We start from the raw sequence: 19,796 nt of genomic DNA, 5'->3' as shown, positions 1-19,796 counted from the left end.
TCTGACATAAACGAGCGCTATGAGCACTGGCAATATGCAAGTTACCCCGACCAGACAGATTGTTCTGGATACTGAAACCACTGGTATGAATAAGCTGGGCGTTCATTATGAAGGCCATCGGATTATTGAGATCGGTGCTGTTGAAGTGATCAACCGCCGTCTGACCGGCAGAAACTTCCATGTGTATGTGAAACCGGACCGTCTGGTCGACCCAGAGGCCTACGGTGTCCATGGTATCAGTGATGAGTTTCTGGCCGATAAACCCACATTTGCTGATATTACACCGGAGTTTATCGAGTTTATCCGTGGTGCTGAGCTAGTCATTCATAATGCGGCGTTTGATATCGGCTTTATGGATTACGAGTTCCGTATGTTGCAGCAGGATATTCCGAAAACGGAAACCTTCTGTACCATCACCGATAGCCTGTTATTGGCGCGCCGCCTGTTCCCCGGCAAGCGTAATAACCTTGATGCGTTATGCGATCGCTATCTGATAGATAATACCAAGCGAACGTTGCACGGCGCATTACTCGATGCCGAAATTCTGGCAGAAGTTTATCTGGCGATGACCGGCGGCCAGACGTCTCTGTCTTTCTCTATGGAAGGTGATCAGTCGCAGAATGATTCTTCTGAAAATATCCAGCGTATTACCCGGCCAGCATCTGCGTTGAAAGTAATTTATGCGGCTGAAGAGGAGTTGTCAGCCCATGAATCGCGTCTGGATTTGGTGATGAAGAAGGGCGGCAGTTGTTTGTGGCGGATGCCGCTTGAATCGGAAGATAGTGCAAATGCAGAATAAAATGATTTCCAGATGAAAAACTGCGCAACCGGCTTATTTTGCTGGAAAAAGTATTGACGAGATTGCATTCCATACGTAATATCCGTCTCGTTCTTAACCGGAACAGCAGCGTGGTGCGGTAGTTCAGTCGGTTAGAATACCGGCCTGTCACGCCGGGGGTCGCGGGTTCGAGTCCCGTCCGCACCGCCAACATTCAGAAGCCCTGAGTTATTGCTAACTCAGGGCTTCGTTGTATCTATACCCTTGGTACTTGAAGCCGCTGGGGGGCAAAATAATAGAACTCCCCCCTTGGGTAACACATCAATAAACCCATTTAGAATTTACTGCGTAGCTTTCGCATTACCTGCTTGCGCGGCTGTTTTTACCCAACCATCAAAGGTGGCCTGATGGGCCTGAATCCAACCATTCACATGACGTTCAATATCGGCATCTGACGATTCACCCGCGTGCATCCGCATGTTCTGAGCATTCACATCATTAATCGATAATTTCATGATAGAGAACAGCTTAGCGGCGGCCGGGTTAGCTTCAGCCCATTTTTTGTTAGCCACGATATGCATCACACTCGGTGGGAAGCCGTAGTTCGCACCGTTAGACAGCTTGGTGTCGATAGTTTTATCTGGCAGGGAAGAGAATGGAACCTGCAACCATACTACGTCACGGCCCGGCACCAATACATCACTGACCCAATAAGGTGTCCAGGTGTAATACAGGATTGGTTTGCCTTCTTTGTAACGTGTAATCGTATCGGCAATCATCGCGGCATAGTTACCCTGATTATGGATAACGGTATCGCTCAGACCATAAGCTTTGATCTGATGATTTATCGGCGCTTCACAGCCCCAACCTGGGTTACAGCCGGTTAGATCGGCTTTACCATCGTTATTAGCATCAAACAATTTGGCGATTTTCGGATCTTTTAGCTGCTCAATATTGGTAATGTGGTATTTATCAGCGGTTTTTTTATCGATCAGATAACCCTGTGCCAATCCTTCAATATAGTTACCCTGACGATAAAATTTGGCATCGCCACCGGCAGCATTATATTGGTCGTTATGCAGTGGTTCCCAGTTTACCGCCAGATAGGTGGCATCACCTGCGCCGATAGTTGAATACGCGACGTTGTAATCTACTTCTTTGGTCGGTTGGACATCGTAACCGAGTTTTTCCAAGGCTTTATTGACCAGAGAGGTCTGGAAGGTCTCTTCCGAAATGGTACTTTGCAGCGGCTGGACAGTGATGCCTTTGCCCGGTAATTCTGCGGCGGATAACTGAGTGCTGATCAGTGTGGTGAGGGCCAAGGCCCAGATTCCTGTCGAACGCATAGTTGTTCCTTTTTAAGCTATTTTACTTGCCATTTTGAACGAGGACAGTGCTCATCATCCTTACGTACTATGTGTACATTGTGGTGATTGCGCGCTGTCCATGTCCAAACTGCCTGCGAAAATTACGCTTAAATTTTAGCGTAATAATTTGAAATTACTTAGTATTTCTAAAAGGTTTGGTGATAAGACCAATCGGGCCGGCTGTATACCAGAGGCCAATGCCTTTGGTACGGCGATCGCGGCCTAATGATTGGGTCAGGCGGTCAAGGATGATCGCCAGAATCACAATACCGACACCGCCGACTGCGGCCAGCCCCATATCAAGGCGGCCAATACCGCGCAGTACCATTTGACCTAAGCCCCCTACAGCAATCATCGAGGCGATGACTACCATCGACAGTGCCAGCATCAGGGTTTGGTTCACACCCGCCATGATGGTTGGCATCGCCAGCGGTAACTGCACTTTGAACAGTAATTGGCGTGGATTGGCACCAAAGGATTCAGCGGCTTCGATAAGATCTTCTGGTACCTGTTTGATGCCCAAAATGGTCAGACGAACAATGGGTGGCAGAGCAAAGATGATGGTCACGACCACGCCGGGGACGTTACCGATACCGAACAGCATGACGATGGGCACCAGATAAACGAATGCCGGTGTAGTCTGCATGGCATCCAGTAACGGCCGAATTATACGTGCGGCATTATTACTGCGTGCCAGCCATATCCCCATCGGTAGCCCGATAAGAATACAGAAGAACAGCGAAGTCAGAACCAGCGCCAGTGTCACCATTGCTTGTGACCACGCACCGATAGCGCCAATAGCAACCAGTGATATCAGGGTTGCTACGCCCATTCCTAAGGTGGAGAACTGCCAGGCGATCAGCGCGAAAACCAGAATGGCGATCGGTGCTGGCATACCCAGTAGTAGGTGCTGAAAGCCACTGAGAATAAAATCAACCGGCACGCGAATGCCCTGGAACAGGGGGCGAAAATGCAGCACAACCCAGTCGATACCGTGGGTGACCCAGGAATCCAGTGGCACCCAGGTGTTATGAAACGGATCCATCAGACTGAAATGCTCGGGAGCAGCGGCCGGAGTACTATTCAACCAATCGGTACTTTGTGTCGCAGTGCTCTGAACGGCCTGAGAAGCAACCTCATGGCTGGTACTGCTGGCGGCATGGCTACCCTCAGCCATGCTCGCTCCCCACGGGTCAACAGCGGCTGACAGTGTCTGAGGGGCGGTATCTGTTGCCGCCGGTGCTGCTGAAGCTGCCGCATCCGTCGCCCAAGGATTACTGTCTACGGGGGTACTGCTTTGAATTGGATCACTCATTTGGCGTCTCCTTATCTAAAGCCTGCAACAGCATGGCTTTGGAAATAATACCGATATAACTGTTGTCTTCACCGACCACAGGGACCGCACACGGGGCCTGGGCAACCAGTGAAATCAACTCACTGAGGGGCATATCTGCGGGAACCGGCGCTGGATCGGCCAGTAAGGCACTATCCAGCGACTGGCTCTCCGCCAAGGCTTTTTTCAGTGAATCTATCGATACCACGCCAATAAACTTCTGCCCGCGTTCCAGCACATAGCCATAATCGCGGTCTTCATCTTGAAGCAGTTTTAACGCTGAACGAGGGCCGAAACCCGGAGTTTTACGAATTAATGATACCGGGCGACGGCGCGCGATATCCTTGGCACTAAAGACGTGGCTGATATCGACGCCACGGAAGAAGGTGCGCACATAGTCATTAGCCGGATTATTCAGTATTTCATCCGGGGTGCCGACCTGTACTACTTCGCCGCCCTGCATAATGGCGATACGATCACCAATGCGCATGGCTTCATCCAAATCATGAGAGATAAAGACAATGGTCCTTTGATGTTTGGCCTGTAATTTGACCAGCTCATCTTGCATTTCTGTACGTATTAAGGGGTCTAGCGCTGAAAAGGCCTCATCCATTAATAAGATGTCAGGGTTATTGGCCATCGCCCGGGCTAAACCGACGCGCTGACGCATCCCGCCGGAAAGTTCATCGGGGTAGGAGTGGGCGTAGCTTTCCAGACTCACCTGACGCAGTGCTTCCAGCGCTTTGTCGTGACGTTCCTGCAAAGGGACGCCAGCCAGCTCCATACCGAATGCGGTGTTATCGAGAACATTCAAATGGGGCATTAATGCAAAGGACTGAAAGACCATACTGATCTTATTACGGCGTACGGTGCGCAGGGCACTATCAGATATTTTGGCAATATCTTCGCCATCGATCAGTACTTCTCCACGGGTGGGTTCTATCAGACGATTGAGAAGGCGTACCAGGGTGGATTTACCAGAACCGGATAACCCCATGATGACGAATATCTCGCCTTCTTCAATGGCCAGATTGGCATCTTTAACGCCAACGGACAAACCAGTTTTGGCAAATATCTGCTCTTTATTCTTACCTGATTCAAGCAGCTTAAAAGCCCGTTCTGGATGCTCACCAAATATTTTATATAGATTCTTTACTTCGAGTTTAATTGCCATGCAGCTGGTGTATTCCTCTGTCAATTTTGAATTATGTTTATTCGATCAATGTTATCCTGATGAAAAAATAGAGCGCCATATACCCTAACACAATGAGAATCTGAGACAACCCTCAATGTTCTTATAATCTGAATTGTAATAGACCTTATCCCAGGATATATCTTTTTAATCTGTTAATTTATATACGTTAATATTGTGGTTTTTTGATGTTCACATCTTGCTTAATATTGATATGCTGAGTGGGCTATAATTAGCCAGTTAATAGCCTGAATATTGTCCATATATATTCATTCTATTGAATATACTGTTATTGATTATATTCCCTCGATTTTTCTTGTGGTCAGCCTTGGGCTTGAGCATCCGTCATCGTGCTGATATGACATTTTTATCGTCACAAGAGACATGCTGAATCCCCCTTATATACTGGCCTGCGCCTAAATTAGTAGTCAGGTAATAATTTCAGTTTTTAGTTGTGGTTCTGTTCATTGCGTAGGTAAATATAGCGGATGAGTGGTGGTGAGTTTACAAGGTGATTGAGGCATTAAATCATCACCAAATAGAGGGCAGCCTTGCTGCGGCTGCCAGTGGATGTGGATCGCCTCATTTTTATGCCATAAAAGTGAGGGTGGGGCACCGATAGGGAACGCTTAAAAATCCCAATCTTCGTCTTCGGTGTTGACTGCCTTACCAATCACATAAGAGGAGCCAGAACCGGAGAAGAAATCGTGATTCTCGTCTGCATTTGGTGATAATGCCGCCAGAATGGCCGGACTGACTGCTGCCTGACTGGTAGGGAATAAGGCTTCATAACCTAAATTCATTAATGCTTTATTAGCATTATAATGAAGGAACTTTTTGACATCTTCGGTCCAGCCAACCTTATCATACAGATCCTCGGTGAAACGCACCTCATTGTCATATAAGTCTTGCAGCAGATCGAAGGCAAAGTTCTTTATTTCCTGGCGGCGACTATTGTCGACTTTCTCCAACCCTTTCTGAAATTTGTAGCCGATATAATAACCATGTACTGCCTCGTCACGGATGATTAATCGAATAAGATCGGCAGTGTTGGTTAATTTTGCCCGGCTGGACCAATACATCGGTAAATAGAAACCGGAATAGAATAAAAATGATTCCAGAAATACACTGGCTATCTTTTTCTTCAGTGGGTCATCATTATGATAGTGCTGTAAGATAATATTGGCTTTATTTTGTAGTGGGTCATTCTCTTCACTCCAGCGATAGGCATCGTCCACATCAGATGTCATGCAAAGAGTAGAAAAAATAGAGCTATAAGAGCGAGCATGGACCGCCTCCATAAAGCTGATATTTGAGAATACCGCTTCCTCATGAGGGGTAATGGCATCTTTAATCAGTGCCGGCGCACCCAATGTATTCTGAATAGTATCCAGCAGTGTCAGGCCGGTAAAAACCCGAATCGTAAGCTGTTGTTCATTAGGTGTCAGCGTTGCCCAAGAGGGAATGTCATTTGATAGTGGGACTTTTTCCGGCAACCAGAAATTAGCTGTCAGGCGGTTCCATACTTCTAGGTCTTTATCGTCTTCAATCTTATTCCAGTTAATGGCACTGACGTGTGTTATCGGTTTTACTGCGTTCATATCATTTTCCTTATCAACCATTTTTATTCATTCAGTGCCGCGAATTACAGCGAGCAAGAAACACAACCTTCGACTTCAGTGCCTTCAAGCGCCATCTGACGCAGCCGGATGTAATAAATGGTCTTAATCCCTTTCTTCCAGGCATAAATTTGCGCTTTATTAATATCGCGGGTACTGGCGGTATCACGGAAGAACAGGGTCAGTGATAGCCCTTGATCGACATGCTGTGTTGCCTCAGCGTAGGTATCGATGATTTTCTCCGGCCCTATCTGATAAGCATCCTGATAATATTCAAGGTTATCGTTAGTCATATAAGGTGCGGGATAATAGACTCGGCCAATCTTGCCTTCTTTGCGAATCTCAATCGGTGAGACAATCGGGTGAATGCTCGATGTCGAGTGATTGATATAGGAAATAGAACCGGTAGGCGGCACCGCCTGCAAGTTCTGGTTATAAATACCGTGTTCCATCACTGATTGGCGTAACGCGGCCCAATCTTGCTGGTCGGGCAGTACAATAGCTGCCTGAGCAAATAGTGCCTGTACTTTGGCGGTTTTAGGCAGCCAGCTCTGCTCGATATATTTTGTGAAATAAGTACCCGAGGCATAATCTGACTCATCAAAGCCTTTAAAGTGGTGGCCTCGTTCTATTGCCAGTTGGTTCGAGGCGCGGATGGCGTGATATACCACGCTATAAAAGTAGATATTAGTAAAATCGAGCGCCTCTTCAGAGCCGTAGAAAATACGCTCGCGGGCCAGATAACCGTGCAGATTCATCTGCCCCAAGCCAATGGCATGGGATTCTTGATTACCTTTCTCGATAGAAGGTACTGAGCGGATATTGCTCATATCGGAGACGGCAGTCAGCCCACGAATAGCGGTTTCAATCGATTTGCCAAAGTCTGGTGAATCCATGGTATGCGCGATATTCATCGAACCAAGGTTACAAGAGATATCTTTACCGATATGGCGATAGCTAAGATCGTCATTGTATTCGGTTGGTGAATTAACCTGCAAAATTTCTGAGCACAGGTTACTCATATTGATTCGACCTTTAATCGGATTGGCGCGATTAACTGTGTCCTCAAACATCATGTAGGGATAGCCGGATTCAAACTGGATCTCGGCTAGAATCTGGAAGAACTCGCGTGCCTTGATTTTGCTTTTATGGATGCGCTTGTCATTGACCATCTCGCGGTATTTTTCGCTGATGCTGATTTCTGACATCGGTAAACCGTAAACCTGTTCTACATCATAAGGAGAGAACAGGTACATTTCTTCGTTATTCTTCGCCAACTCAAAGGTAATATCCGGGATAACCACACCTAATGAGAGGGTTTTTATACGAACTTTTTCATCGGCGTTTTCGCGTTTGGTATCCAGAAAACGTAAAATATCGGGATGATGGGCATGGAGATATACTGCCCCCGCACCTTGCCGTGCGCCCAACTGGTTAGCATAAGAAAAGGCATCTTCCAGCATTTTCATGATAGGGATGACGCCGGAGGATTGGTTTTCAATCCGTTTGATTGGCGCACCGACTTCACGAATATTACTTAGTAGGAAAGCGACCCCGCCACCACGTTTAGACAATTGCAGCGCTGAGTTAATGGAGCGGCCAATTGATTCCATATTATCTTCAATGCGTAACAAGAAGCAGGAGACAAGCTCACCACGCTGTTTTTTACCACAATTGAGGAATGTCGGGGTGGCCGGTTGGAATCGACCAGAGATTATCTCTTCTACCAGTTCTTGCGCCAGTGTCGGGTCACCTGCTGCCAGTGTCAGCGCCACCATGCAAACACGGTCTTCGTAGCGTTCCAGATAACGTTTGCCATCAAAGGTTTTCAGGGTATAGCTGGTGTAATATTTAAAGGCGCCAAGGAAAGTGGGAAAACGAAATTTTTTGCTATAGGCCTGCTGGAATAAGCTTTTGATAAAGCTGAAATCGTACTGAGCCAGCACCTCTTTCTCGTAATATCCTTCTTCGACCAGATAATCGAGTTTTTCTTGCAAATTGTGGAAGAACACGGTGTTTTGATTGACGTGTTGCAAGAAATATTGACGTGCCGCCAACCGGTCTTTATCAAACTGGATACGTCCATCAGCATCATAGAGGTTTAGCATCGCATTCAGTGAGTGATAGTCAAGCTCGCTACTGGATGGATCAGTGATATTCAGTTCTGTCGTTGCCAAAATTCAGTTACTCCCTTGCGCACGTTAGCCACATCTTCTGCTGTACCCAGTAGTTCAAAGCGATACAGATAAGGAACCTGACATTTTTGGGAGATGATTTTCCCTGCCAGGCAATAGGCGTCGCCAAAATTAGTGTTACCCGCCGCAATAACGCCGCGGATCAATGAACGGTTGTGTGGATCATTTAGAAATCGAATAACCTGTATCGGTACTGCTCCTATCGTGCTGCCGCCGCCATAGCTGGGTACTAATAAAATATAGGGTTGCTCAAGTTGTAGTTTCCCTCGCGCACCGGCAATGGGGATGCGTATTGCCGGGAGTGCTAACTTTTCGACAAAACGGTGAGTGTTCTCCGAAGAGCTGGAAAAATAGACCAGCGGATTCATCTTGTCCCCCCATCAGGCACTGACGGCCTGAACCAGTGCGTTAATTTTGTCAGGGCGGAAGCCGGACCAATGTTCATTGCCGGCAATAATCACTGGCACCTGCTGATAACCAAGAGATTTCACATGATTTAATGCTTGCAAATCTGCTGTTAAATCAATTGTTTGATAGGATATTCCTTGTTTGTCGAATGCTCGGTAAGTGGCATTGCACTGGACACAATCAGGTTTACTGTAAATAATAATACTCATGATTCGCATTTACCTTTTGTAATGAGGAAAGGCGGATTAGTCAGGTTGTTAAGGTGCCGCGACGACCTGCCTCTGATAATCAACTGCGGTTTCATTTCCGTAGGTGATAAAACAAATACTATATCTAGTGTTTATTTAATTCAACCACACTACATGTAGTTATTTATTGAGAATTCATGCATTGTTCAGCGACAGGGCCGCCAGCACGGGGCTGGCGGTAGATTTAGTAATAATAAGGAGGATAAAAATATTTCTATTGCGGAGTTGTTGCGGGCAAGATGATTTACTGGCGCAGGCTGACGGCTAAGCGGTTAAAGGCATTCATGATACTGATAGCAAAAGTTAAATCGGAAATTTCAGCATCGGTAAAATGTACTTTTAAGGCGTCGAAGATATTATCAGGTGTGCCACTGGTGGTGATGTAAGTCACCGCTTCTGCCCAGTCTAATGCTGCTCTTTCTGCCTCAGTAAATGCATTACTGAGTCGCCAGCCAGCTATCACATCCATTTTGGCATTATCAAAACCGTTCTCACGCAAGAATTTACCGTGCATATTCAAGCAGAATGCGCAGCCGTTGATTTGTGATACCCGCATAAAAATCATTTCTATCAATGCTTTAGGTAATGAACTCTTATCTAACGAGAGAGACGCATTAACCAGTGCTTTATAGGTTGTAGGTGAAAGTTCGGAAAAATAAAGACGTTGTTCAACCATGATATGTTCCTGTGAGGTACCGTAGAGTATGGCGCTACTCTAGCGCTGTGATGACCTATACTATAGAGCCATAAATTACTTATTTTAGTGGGTCATGATGAGGTCTTTTTCACATCTTCTGAGCCTGGATAGCCAACAAAACGAGCCGGTCTACCGTCAGCTTTATCAGCGTATTAAAGATGCCATCGTGCAAGGAGCATTGCTGCCTGACTCGCGGTTACCCTCGATTCGGGTGCTAGCCAGTGAAGTGGGGGTAGCACGAGGTACGGTGGAAAATGCCTATGGTCAATTAATTGCCGAGGGGTATTTGCAAAGTCGTGGGCAGAGTGGGACTTACGTTTCCGCTCAGTTACGTGATACCCCTTTGCTGCCATTAACTCAGAGTGCGCAGCCTGTTGTGGTGAATAAAGTCTCAACGGTTAGTCCGGTGGCGCGGCCCTTCGAGCTAGGATTACCGGCGCTGGACGCTTTCCCCCGAGCGCAATGGGGGCGAATCATGGCCAAACAGTTACATAATCTCACCGCATCATCCCTTGGACATCCCCCCGCTACCGGGCTTGCGTTATTGCGCGAAGCAATAGCACATTATTTACAGTTATCACGCGGGGTGAGTTGCCAGCCTGAACAAGTTTTTATTTGCTCAGGCTATCAGTCATTGCTGGATCTGGTGATCAGTACCTTACTGCAACCGGGCGATCGTGGCTGGTTGGAGGACCCCGGCTATCCTGTGACACGGCAACTGATTCGCGAAGCTGGGCTTATTCCGCATCCGGTCGCAGTTGATCAGGACGGAATGGATGTCGGTGCGGCAATTAACGACTGCCCCCAGGCACGTTTTGCCATCGTCACCCCAGCCCATCAAAGCCCGTTAGGGGTGGCGCTCAGTCTGGCACGACGTATTGCCCTGTTGGATTGGGCCGATCAGCAGCATGCATGGATTATTGAAGATGACTATGACAGTGAGTTCAGGTATCAAGGGCGGCCACTGCCACCGTTGAAAACGTTGGACCGGCAGGGGCGGGTGCTCTATGCCGGTACCTTCAGCAAAGTGATGTTTCCGGCACTGAGGCTGGCTTATCTGGTCGTTCCAGCAGAACGGGTGGCACTATTTAATCAGCGATGCCAGTTACGCATTTGTACCAGCCCACCACTGATACAGGCCAGTGTGGCGGAGTTTATCAATCAGGGGCATTTTTATCGCCATCTGAAACGTATGCGTCATCTATATGCCGAACGGCGTGAGATGCTATCGACAAGTCTGAGGCGTCAGTTGGCAGGCGTTGTTGAGGTTGAACAGCAAGCTGGAGGGATACAATTACTGGCGCGATTGGATAAGGGTTTTGCTGATTATGCCGTAGCAATACGGGCGCGGCAGCAAGGGTTAGCGGTTCAGGCGCTATCAGATTGGGCGTTGGCGGAAACGAGCCAGGTAACCGGTAGAAATGGATTGTTGATGGGATTTACTAATCTCACTTCTGTGGCAGAAACTGATCGGCTGGTGACCCTATTGGCCAAAGTTATTACTTCTATGTCTGCTTAATAACCACCATTTACCGAGTAAATGAATTGGCCCGCAGTGCATCTATTATCACTGGGGCCACCGATTAACCAAACTGCCAGATATCGTCATCCCTATAAGTAGACACAGCAATGAGGGGGATAAAATACCGGCGATTTATCAGCTATCAGATTATTTTTAACGGCGTGCTAACAGCACACCCAGAACGATACCGACCGCAGCACCAATACCGACACCTTGCCATGGTTTGTCGCGGATGTAGTCATCTGCGTTACCTGCAACATCTCGGGCATGCTGTTTTAGGCTGGTCGAACCGTTGAAACGCGCTCGCGCATCACGTAATACACCTTCGGCATTGTGGCGCACTTTGGTCAGTTCCTCTTTGGTTTTCTCACCTGATGAACGCAATACATCGTCAAGAGTATCTGCCAGAAGGGTCACGTCCTGATTGAGATCTCTTTCAATTTTTTCTGATTTCTTGAACATTTGACTCTCCGTTTTGCCTGATGAACATTAAGCATAGTCCATCACGTCGCTGTGACATGCGCTTCAGGACTAATCCGAAGGTGAGGGGAGAATTAACCACCATGCCTCCCGAACAGGGCTGCTTTTAAATAGCGTGATTCATAATGTATGGCGTAAATAATAATCACTATTACTTTGTACATTTGGTTACTTAGCGAAACCAATGACTCACGGAAAGGAAAAATTGATTCCTCTATGATTCTTTCAACGGCCCCACCGGGGGCTTAGCGAAACAAACTCTGAGGATTTTAAAATGAAAAAAGTATTAGCGCTGATCGTTGCTGCAACCATGGGTCTGTCTTCTGTTGCTTTCGCTGCTGAAACTACTGCGGCCGCTACAGCAGCACCAGCTGCAACCAGCACTACTGCTGCGCCTGCCGCAGAAAATGCAGCACCAGCTAAAGCAACTCACCATAAAAAACATAAAGCAACCAAACAAACCACAGAACAAAAAGCACAGTCTGCTAAAAAACATGTGAAAAAAGCACCTGCTCAAAAAGCACAGGCCGCTAAAAAACACGTGAAAAAAGCGCCAGCTCAGCCAGCTCAGAAAGCCCAAGCCGCTAAAAAACACCATAAAGCTGTTAAAAAATCAGCAACAGCGCCAGCAGCATAATTATGCCGGAATGCGGGCTACTAAGTACCGCACAGTCTAGCCAATTCCAGACACCCGGTTAACGCCGGGTGTCTTTTTTTATAGGCTAACCATCATGATCAATCGTTATCTGTTCGAGCTGATTTTCAGTGTGATGACCCTATGTGGTGTATCACTTGCCTGTGTGCTGTTTCTTACCGACACCTTTATTTAGTCTCGCACAGTTTGGATGGTTTGTGCGTCACCATTATCATATTGAAATATCAGTGCAAAATATGTTGTTGATGCAGGAACTCAACAATCTGTTGAACCGTCTGCTGATGTAACTTTTCTCTTTCCGTCACTGATGTCGCACAGATAAAGTCTTCGCCTTCCTCTGCCAAAACTGCGCGGGCTGTCGGTTTACAGGTTGGCAGAAAATCGAAATGTCCGCTGTGGGCTAAGGTTATTGTGGTTATACCTGGCGGATTAAGCCGCTTTATCCACTCACTCCCGCCCAGATTTAGTGCCATATTTGGCGAGATAAAATAGTGAGCATTAATCAGAAGCAGTGGGGCTGTTAAATGAAACAGGCTACTGTTTTGATAAAAAGGCACCATGCCGGGATCCAAAGCGACCGCAAAACGTAAACGTTTATCAGCATAATTCCCTTCAATTTTCCGCACTGGAAGTGCCTTTAATTTTACCTCCGCACGGGTATAAAACTGGCAGTTGGCTTGTTCGGGCTGCTGTTGGCAGCTGGCAATGAAACGTGGAAATGAAAGCGTTGCACCCAATGCCGCAATAGCACTATAACCCCCTTTCGAATGGCCAATTACCCCAATAGGCTGATTATCCAGTACCGACTTCCAGCGCGAATCAGACAGTAATGCGCTAATAATAAAAGAGATATCTTCAGTTTGTAACCATAGCTGTGCCGATTTGGCCGGTATAGAGTTACCAGTGGTACTGCCTGGGTGATTGGCTGCGACTACCACCATACCTTGCTGCACCAACTTATCTGCCAACCACGCCATACTGGTATTGTTGCCACCACTGCCGTGGCTGAGGACAATCAATGGAAATTGGCCTGTGGCAAGGGGGGCATCAGGTAAAACCGAGATACCGTTGAAGACGGCACTATCACCCAGTAGGGACGTTGTTCCCTGTTTCGCCGTTGGATAATAAATTAAGCTATCAAGTTGGCGCTGGCGTTGAGTGTCATTGAATGAAATGTGAGTAACCGCTGTTTGCCAGCCATAACTGACCATCGGGAAAAACAGCAAAAAACAGAAGCACAGCACAGCATTTTTCATGATTTAATATCCTGACTGATTGAGTTATTTGTCACCTTAGAGGGAAGAGCATTTAGCCGCGACCTCGATCATGATCCAGTCCCTGAACCTGCTTGTTTTCGCTTATCTGGCTGTCTACACTACAAAACCGTTATTCACGATATCCACTTGTTAAGGCAAGGGTTATGCCACTGATTCCCGTCTCTTTTCTGTTATCAATTTTATGTATTGGTTTGTTTTATCATTTGATTAAATCCGGTAAGCAGAGAGGATTATTACTGCTGCTATTGCTGGTTTGTGTATTACAAAGCGGGTTGATTGGCTTGCGCTATGGCTATCATCTTGCCCTGTTTAATGGCTTACAACCTATCGTCGCTATGACTATCCCCCCGCTGACTTATTTAGCACTCCTCAGTACAACCGGGGAGAGGAGGGCGGGTATTCGCCAGCTTGGGATACATGCTTTAGGCCCTATCGGTACGGCAATTTGTGTCTGGATCGCGCCGCAGTGGCTCGATGCAATGGTCATTATCAGTTATTTGTCTTATGGCCTTGCGGTGCTGGTTTACTTGCGCCCTGGTGAGGATCGTTTGCAACAGATCTCTGTGGAAAAAATTTGGCTTAGCTACCGGTTATGGCTTCTGATGGCTATCTTGCTGATTGGGTCGGGGGTGGGCGATATCATTATCAGTGCTGACTATGCATTTTTTGCCGGAAATCAGGCTGGGTTAATAGCCAGCTTGAGCAACCTTTTGATTACGTTGGCAATGTGCTACACCCTAGCGACCAGCGCACATCGTGAAGAGCCGATTGCTGCGGTGTCGGCTGAGTTGGCGGTAATGGATGATAAGCCATTAGCTGAATCGCTGGAGGCGCTTTTCTCTGTCATCTTATTAACCTTAAAGAAAAATAATCTGTATCTGGAGAGTCAACTCAACTTATCAACGTTGGCGCGCAAAGTTGGTGTTGCCCCGCGCAAAGTGTCGCAGGCCATTAATCAGCAAACGGGGCAAAATGTTTCGCAATACGTTAATCAGTTGCGGGTCGATCATGCCGCGATGCTATTGATGCGTACGGAGCTGCCAGTGATCGATATTATGCTAGAGGCGGGGTTCCAGACTAAATCAAATTTTAATCGCGAGTTTATGCGAGTTAAGGGCATTACCCCATCGCAATGGCGTGAAAACAAGCCCTCACTGGGGGCGGAATAAGATTTTATTATCCGTAACTCAGTCAGCCTCTTTTTGTGGTGGTTTTGGCGTGCGACGCTACCACGCCAGCAACGGATTATTAACGCGCCAGTCGAGTAGAAACAACGCTGATGAGATGAACATGGCGTGTAGACTATTCCGAAATAGTCGTTTTGAGCCAATAAATACGTGGTTTCCCTTATTTATTACGGTAAGGTCGCTCAATAGTAGTCAAAAAGAGGGGAAATAAATGTATTTACGGCCAGATGAAGTGGCTAAGGTCCTGGAGAATGCCGGTTTTGATCGGGATTATACGGTTGATCAGGCTTACGGTTATCGTAAAGCGGAGCATTACGTTTATGTTAACCGTGAAGCCCGAATGGGCAGGACAGCATTGGTTATTCACCCAGCGCATAAAGATAAAAGCTTGTTGTTTGCCACACCCACGGCAACTATTCGTATCAGTGATAAGTATGTGGAGTTTCCGCTCTATCTGGCCGGTGAAGCTGATGACCGCTACGGTATTGCCCACGGTTTTAGCTCAAGAGAAATGTTATTGCGCTATCTAAACAGTATGTACCCGTAAAACCAGCTCGCCTTGGCGCAATAAATGTCACCGCGCCGTAGCGCCAGAATCAATGCAATACGGCGTCAGCTTCCTGATTAAACTGCATATTATATTGTCGGCGGAATTGCGCCAATTCAAAGGCATCTAAATCCAGTTCTGCGAAATAGAACAAAGCCGCTTCGGTATGTTCGGCCGTTAGCATTGGGGATATATGTGAGCGAATCAGCGTATTGCGCCATTGCATCACATTTTCATCGGAAGAGTCTTTGATAAAGGTTTGGTAAATAAAGACCAGATAAGCTGCCTTTCTCACATCCTCGGCATAGCCATTGCTGGTGGAGCGGATAAACATTTGTGTCTGACGTTGCCCCATCTCTTGCAACATGGATTCAATGTAAATCGGTTTTATCTTCAGTAAATTGGCCAGTGTATCCACCGCTTTGCGGGTATCTGATGTCAACACACGGTAGCCGACAATAAAAACTACGATCAAAACAGCAATAATTATCCACGTCATTGAATGTTTCTTTGCGCCATAAAAGGTGTAATTGACAACGTAAAATTATCTGGCTGTTAAATCGCCTGAGTAGATAAAGTCAACGAAGTGTTTAAGGGTTATCGCCACTGAAATTATCGCTATTTTGTTGCTGATTATTCAGATGATGATTGAAAGCGGCAGCATCTTTCGCCAGAGCATCAAGATGTGCACCTAACACTTTAATCTGCCTAACTAATGAATGTTGTTCTGGCAAGGTGTTGGCAGTATTAAGCTTTCTAAGCAACATATCATTTTTAGCACGCAATGCTGTTTCCCGTGCTTTTGACTGCTCCAGTTCATGTTGCAATGCATTGTAGCTTGCCTGCCATGTCTGATGCTGCTTCTCAAAAGTTGACTGCAACTCACTCATTGCATTAAGAAACTGTACTTCAAGCTCACGCATTGTCATTGCTTTTCCTTTATGACGGCTTCCGATTTTCATTGGCATTATAACGAAGTCTGAGCATAACCTCACCCGCTAGAATCTGTCTTTCTATCCCGGCACAGGATGCCACCGGACGATGTATGACAGTTGGTTTTATACCCGTCATACTTCAAACTGCATGTGCGTTGGCTGCCATCACTCACCCAGGTCATTGAGTTATTTCAACTCCGTGGGTTCATTTCGTTGCTGCCTTCCTGCAACTTGAATTATTTAGGGTATATCATAATTTATGCACGATTTGTTTTTATCATTCATTTAATACTCAAAATAAATAAGCCTTGCTATTAATATCTCAGCATGCGTTAATAGCTTCATCGGTTTGTAGCACAGACCTATTTATGTAAGCCATTTAAGTAAAGCAGTTCCTAGTTAAAGCGATATTTTTTAGACATCACTTCTCCGACGAATTTCCTTCTTTAGTGCCCCCATAAGTAACTCTTGATCAGCAGACCACAATTGCCACGTTTTGGCACAAATAATGAAGGAAATATCTCTATGTCTAATAAAATGACTGGTTTAGTAAAATGGTTTGACGCTGGTAAAGGTTTTGGTTTTATTTCTCCTGCTGACGGTAGCAAAGATGTATTCGTACATTTCTCTGCAATCCAGGGCACTGATTACAAAACTCTTGATGAAGGCCAGAACGTAGAGTTCAGCATCGAGCAAGGCCAGAAAGGCCCTTCAGCTGTAAACGTAGTAGCACTGTAATTTACACTGCTATCTATCACGTTTAGCTGTAATTAAATCTGGCTCAGGTCAGATTTTTTTTGGTAAACGTATTGTTGGTAAAAAGTATTGTTGGAAAGTTGCGATAGCGATGATGGCCTAAGCCGGAGCAGACAATAATATCCTCAATAATATTATTCTTATCTCTAAAATAAGATTAACCAACAACCTAAAAACCTCGCCACGGAGGGGTTTTTAGTTTTCTAAAATCGTCGATATTGATTCATTACTCTGGAATATCCCCCTTAGTTATATTTAAATTGCCGCCGATACACCGCAGGTGTGATCCCTACTTTTTGGCGAAATGCATTTCTAAAACCTTCAATGGTCTGAAATCCGCAATATTCGGCAATCCTCGCAATACTCATCTGATCCCTTTCTAGTAATTCTTTCGCTTTGTGCATTCTCTCGTGCTGTAACCATATTTTGGGTGATTGGCCCGTGGCGGCAGAAAAATGCCGTAAAAATGTCCTGTCACTGAGCGCCAATTCGGCGGCCATTTGGCTGACACTCCAATTTTGGGCCAGTTGCCCGCGCACTTGCTGCATCATTTTTGCCATATCCCGATGCGTTTCTTTGGCAAGCGGCAGCGGAATAAATTGCTGTTGCCCGCCCCGTCGCTGGGGAGCCATGACTAACCGCTGTGCTACCTGATTGGCGATTTTAGCCCCAAAATCACGGGTAATCAGATGTAAGCAGGCATCAATACCGGCACTGCTACCCGCAGAGGTGATAATTTGCCCCTCATCTACATACAACACATTGGCATCGACATGAATGTCAGGATAGTGTTGTGCCAGATAATCGGTATAGCGCCAGTGAGTTGTGGCGCTTTTCCCCTGTAATAACCCCGCAGCCGCCAGTACAAAAACGCCAGAACAGATGGATATAATGCGTGCACCACGTGCAACTGCTTGCTGCAAAGCCTCGGTAAGTGCTGTTGGAGGGAGGGCGTCAGGGCTGCGCCAACCGGGTATCACAATGGTTTTAGCCTGTTCCAGTAGGGACAAATCGGTATCAACTTGAATATGTAGGCTGCCATTGGCCGTAGTGATGTGTTGTTCTACACCGACCACTTGGTGCCGGTACCAGGGAAAATCAAATTCAGGGCGAGCTAAACCAAATATTTCCTGCGCAATACCAAACTCAAATAGGTACAATCCGTCGTAAGCCAGCGTCACCACTAATCCCGGCTCCTCCGTTGGTCTGTTGGCAGATATTGATGCAGTTGAAATATTCATTGGCGTATCTCAGTGGTTTATTGTCATTTCTGCCACTGTAATCGGCTAATGCCATTTCATAAAGTGATGCTTCATAATATTGAATGGAGAAATCATATGAGCAGTTTAGTCAGTCAGATCCCAGCGGCTTGTGCAGAACGCGCATTACAGTACTTTTCCCAGCGTTTAGCATTTGAAACTGATTGCTCAGATGTCTATACCAGCCAGCAGCAAGGTAATGTAGATTTTGTGTTGGTAGATGTGCGTAGTGAGGCGGCGTTTGCCACGCTACACCTACCGGGAGCTATCAATATTCCTCATCGATTAATGGATACCACTTTGCTTTCACTCTATCCGCCAGAGACATTATTTGTGATTTACTGTGCTGGTCCCCACTGCAACGGTGTTCACCGCGCCGCCGTTAATTTGAGCAAACTTGGCTATGCGGTTAAAGAGATGATAGGAGGTGTCACCGGCTGGCGTGATGAGGGGTTACCGCTGCACACGAAAATCACGGACATAGATAAACCCAGGGATCCAGTGAGCTGTGGCTGCAATATTTGAATATAAAAGTGCTTTTTCTCCTGCGATGGACAACCACTGCTATTATTCTTGGCGTTCATTATAGGTTAGCTGATAGAGTAATCGTGTTTACTCATTGCAGGAATTCTGTATGCGTTCTATTTATCTGTGGATAGTCGTAGTGGCTATTAGCATTACGGCGCTCATATCTCAGCTCAGCTTCTTTTTTATTGAACCTCAAATGGGGAACAGTGAAGGGAAAGTTTTAGTGCTTAAACGCATTCCTAAGATGGATTTTATCGATAGCCCTCGGGGATACTGTCAGCGCCAATATCCTACAGAAGACTATTCACGCTGCGAGCCAAAAATCCTCCCTTCGCTTTTGGAGAGTACTCAAGTTTTGTATGAGTTGCCGTTTAGCGCTTATTTTTACGAGATGACCTACCAGCCTAATGGTTAAGTATTTACTGTAAATTTGTGTGTTCGCTAGAATAGCTACTGCATATTGTGAATTTTAATATACGTGTAAGTAGTATAGTTTCATTACTTTAATATTTATCGCATAAAGGATTTAGCGGTGAATTAGATGGAGGTTATGATATCCAGGTATTGGTGTGGTTTTGTCAGATATCGCAACGGCATTACGTAACAGAAATAAATGTAATAATATGAGTACTATTCTGCGGGTATTATTCTAATTGGAATTGGGAACATTATTTATTACCAGTATATTAACCCGAACTGGCGACAGAGCGGCTTCGTGCATGAAATGATTTACAGGTGTCCGAAAATCCAGCTACACCTGATGTTGATCGTGACAGGTCTGTGATATGTCCATCGATATGTATACCCAGATAT

At 46.2% G+C, this 19,796-nt stretch carries 21 protein-coding genes and 1 tRNA gene; 9 read left to right on the top strand and 13 right to left on the bottom strand.

Features of this window, described 5'->3' with window-relative positions; translation table 11 throughout:
* Nucleotides 1-34 precede the first annotated feature (34 nt).
* Together dnaQ and ACWJJO_RS17260 are read left to right on the top strand one after the other, a co-directional pair.
* Complete coding sequence (gene dnaQ, locus ACWJJO_RS17265) at nucleotides 35-799, top strand: DNA polymerase III subunit epsilon (protein WP_481091603.1); 765 nt, start codon at nucleotides 35-37, stop codon at nucleotides 797-799.
* A gap of 112 nt (nucleotides 800-911) precedes the next feature.
* Nucleotides 912-988: transfer RNA gene (locus tag ACWJJO_RS17260), tRNA-Asp, on the top strand.
* 131 nt (nucleotides 989-1,119) lie between these two features.
* Here ACWJJO_RS17260 and proX read toward each other — a convergent pair.
* The 8 genes from proX to ACWJJO_RS17220 all read right to left on the bottom strand — a co-directional run bounded on the left by proX (nucleotide 1,120) and on the right by ACWJJO_RS17220 (nucleotide 9,816).
* A complete protein-coding gene (gene proX, locus ACWJJO_RS17255) occupies nucleotides 1,120-2,124 on the bottom strand; it encodes a glycine betaine/L-proline ABC transporter substrate-binding protein ProX (RefSeq protein WP_083163011.1) in 1,005 nt (334 codons plus the stop codon).
* A gap of 154 nt (nucleotides 2,125-2,278) precedes the next feature.
* On the bottom strand, nucleotides 2,279-3,460 hold the full coding sequence (gene proW, locus ACWJJO_RS17250) for a glycine betaine/L-proline ABC transporter permease ProW (protein ID WP_083163013.1): 1,182 nt from the start codon (nucleotides 3,458-3,460) through the stop codon (nucleotides 2,279-2,281).
* A complete protein-coding gene (proV, locus tag ACWJJO_RS17245) occupies nucleotides 3,453-4,652 on the bottom strand; it encodes a glycine betaine/L-proline ABC transporter ATP-binding protein ProV (protein ID WP_083163015.1) in 1,200 nt (399 codons plus the stop codon). The genes proW and proV overlap by 8 nt, the downstream gene beginning before the upstream one ends.
* A 647-nt stretch (nucleotides 4,653-5,299) precedes the next feature.
* Nucleotides 5,300-6,271, bottom strand: coding sequence for a class 1b ribonucleoside-diphosphate reductase subunit beta (gene nrdF / locus ACWJJO_RS17240; RefSeq protein WP_481091294.1), 972 nt, complete (start codon nucleotides 6,269-6,271; stop codon nucleotides 5,300-5,302).
* A gap of 44 nt (nucleotides 6,272-6,315) precedes the next feature.
* Nucleotides 6,316-8,466, bottom strand: coding sequence for a class 1b ribonucleoside-diphosphate reductase subunit alpha (nrdE, locus tag ACWJJO_RS17235; protein WP_083163017.1), 2,151 nt, complete (start codon nucleotides 8,464-8,466; stop codon nucleotides 6,316-6,318).
* Complete coding sequence (gene nrdI, locus ACWJJO_RS17230; RefSeq protein WP_083163019.1) at nucleotides 8,448-8,852, bottom strand: class Ib ribonucleoside-diphosphate reductase assembly flavoprotein NrdI; 405 nt, start codon at nucleotides 8,850-8,852, stop codon at nucleotides 8,448-8,450. Before nrdI ends, nrdE begins: the two co-directional genes overlap by 19 nt.
* A gap of 12 nt (nucleotides 8,853-8,864) precedes the next feature.
* Nucleotides 8,865-9,101, bottom strand: a complete 237-nt coding sequence (gene nrdH, locus ACWJJO_RS17225; RefSeq protein WP_083163021.1) for a glutaredoxin-like protein NrdH — start codon at nucleotides 9,099-9,101, stop codon at nucleotides 8,865-8,867.
* 283 nt (nucleotides 9,102-9,384) lie between these two features.
* Nucleotides 9,385-9,816 carry a carboxymuconolactone decarboxylase family protein gene (locus tag ACWJJO_RS17220; RefSeq protein ID WP_083163023.1) on the bottom strand — a complete coding sequence of 144 codons (432 nt, stop codon included), beginning with the start codon at nucleotides 9,814-9,816 and terminating at the stop codon, nucleotides 9,385-9,387.
* 94 nt (nucleotides 9,817-9,910) lie between these two features.
* On the opposite strand from ACWJJO_RS17220, the gene pdxR reads away from it, so the two are divergent.
* Nucleotides 9,911-11,356 carry a MocR-like pyridoxine biosynthesis transcription factor PdxR gene (gene pdxR / locus ACWJJO_RS17215; protein ID WP_420073610.1) on the top strand — a complete coding sequence of 482 codons (1,446 nt, stop codon included), beginning with the start codon at nucleotides 9,911-9,913 and terminating at the stop codon, nucleotides 11,354-11,356.
* Nucleotides 11,357-11,512: 156 nt separating this feature from the next.
* Here pdxR and ACWJJO_RS17210 read toward each other — a convergent pair whose 3' ends face one another.
* Nucleotides 11,513-11,821 carry an ElaB/YgaM/YqjD family protein gene (locus ACWJJO_RS17210; protein WP_083163027.1) on the bottom strand — a complete coding sequence of 103 codons (309 nt, stop codon included), beginning with the start codon at nucleotides 11,819-11,821 and terminating at the stop codon, nucleotides 11,513-11,515.
* 292 nt (nucleotides 11,822-12,113) lie between these two features.
* On the opposite strand from ACWJJO_RS17210, the gene asr reads away from it, so the two are divergent.
* Nucleotides 12,114-12,476, top strand: a complete 363-nt coding sequence (gene asr / locus ACWJJO_RS17205) for an acid resistance repetitive basic protein Asr (RefSeq protein WP_083163029.1) — start codon at nucleotides 12,114-12,116, stop codon at nucleotides 12,474-12,476.
* A 242-nt stretch (nucleotides 12,477-12,718) separates the two neighbouring features.
* Here asr and ACWJJO_RS17200 read toward each other — a convergent pair whose 3' ends face one another.
* The gene (locus ACWJJO_RS17200) at nucleotides 12,719-13,750 is read right to left on the bottom strand and encodes an alpha/beta hydrolase family protein (protein WP_481091293.1); all 1,032 of its coding nucleotides are present in this window, start codon (nucleotides 13,748-13,750) and stop codon (nucleotides 12,719-12,721) included.
* A gap of 164 nt (nucleotides 13,751-13,914) precedes the next feature.
* On the opposite strand from ACWJJO_RS17200, the gene ACWJJO_RS17195 reads away from it, so the two are divergent.
* Together ACWJJO_RS17195 and ACWJJO_RS17190 are read left to right on the top strand one after the other, a co-directional pair.
* On the top strand, nucleotides 13,915-14,940 hold the full coding sequence (locus ACWJJO_RS17195; protein ID WP_481091292.1) for a helix-turn-helix domain-containing protein: 1,026 nt from the start codon (nucleotides 13,915-13,917) through the stop codon (nucleotides 14,938-14,940).
* A gap of 229 nt (nucleotides 14,941-15,169) precedes the next feature.
* A complete protein-coding gene (locus ACWJJO_RS17190; protein ID WP_083163033.1) occupies nucleotides 15,170-15,505 on the top strand; it encodes a DUF2002 family protein in 336 nt (111 codons plus the stop codon).
* A gap of 49 nt (nucleotides 15,506-15,554) precedes the next feature.
* Here ACWJJO_RS17190 and ACWJJO_RS17185 read toward each other — a convergent pair whose 3' ends face one another.
* Nucleotides 15,555-16,004 carry a DUF1198 domain-containing protein gene (locus ACWJJO_RS17185; protein ID WP_083163035.1) on the bottom strand — a complete coding sequence of 150 codons (450 nt, stop codon included), beginning with the start codon at nucleotides 16,002-16,004 and terminating at the stop codon, nucleotides 15,555-15,557.
* 91 nt (nucleotides 16,005-16,095) lie between these two features.
* The gene (locus ACWJJO_RS17180) at nucleotides 16,096-16,434 is read right to left on the bottom strand and encodes an MbeD/MobD family mobilization/exclusion family protein (RefSeq protein WP_083163037.1); all 339 of its coding nucleotides are present in this window, start codon (nucleotides 16,432-16,434) and stop codon (nucleotides 16,096-16,098) included.
* A gap of 531 nt (nucleotides 16,435-16,965) precedes the next feature.
* Here ACWJJO_RS17180 and cspE point away from each other — a divergent pair.
* A complete protein-coding gene (gene cspE, locus ACWJJO_RS17175; RefSeq protein WP_005275958.1) occupies nucleotides 16,966-17,178 on the top strand; it encodes a transcription antiterminator/RNA stability regulator CspE in 213 nt (70 codons plus the stop codon).
* 263 nt (nucleotides 17,179-17,441) lie between these two features.
* On the opposite strand, the gene ftrA is transcribed toward cspE, so the two are convergent.
* The gene (gene ftrA / locus ACWJJO_RS17170; protein ID WP_481091291.1) at nucleotides 17,442-18,437 is read right to left on the bottom strand and encodes a transcriptional regulator FtrA; all 996 of its coding nucleotides are present in this window, start codon (nucleotides 18,435-18,437) and stop codon (nucleotides 17,442-17,444) included.
* A 96-nt stretch (nucleotides 18,438-18,533) separates the two neighbouring features.
* Here ftrA and ACWJJO_RS17165 point away from each other — a divergent pair, with 96 nt between their 5' ends.
* A complete protein-coding gene (locus ACWJJO_RS17165; RefSeq protein WP_083163041.1) occupies nucleotides 18,534-18,980 on the top strand; it encodes a rhodanese-like domain-containing protein in 447 nt (148 codons plus the stop codon).
* 109 nt (nucleotides 18,981-19,089) lie between these two features.
* Nucleotides 19,090-19,398, top strand: coding sequence for a DNA-directed RNA polymerase subunit beta (locus ACWJJO_RS17160; protein ID WP_083163043.1), 309 nt, complete (start codon nucleotides 19,090-19,092; stop codon nucleotides 19,396-19,398).
* Nucleotides 19,399-19,796: the final 398 nt, after the last annotated feature.

The sequence above is a fragment of the Yersinia antarctica genome (genome assembly GCF_056636475.1).
The sequence above is the reverse complement of the archived record's forward strand: the minus strand, read 5'-3'. Positions and strand labels throughout refer to the sequence as shown.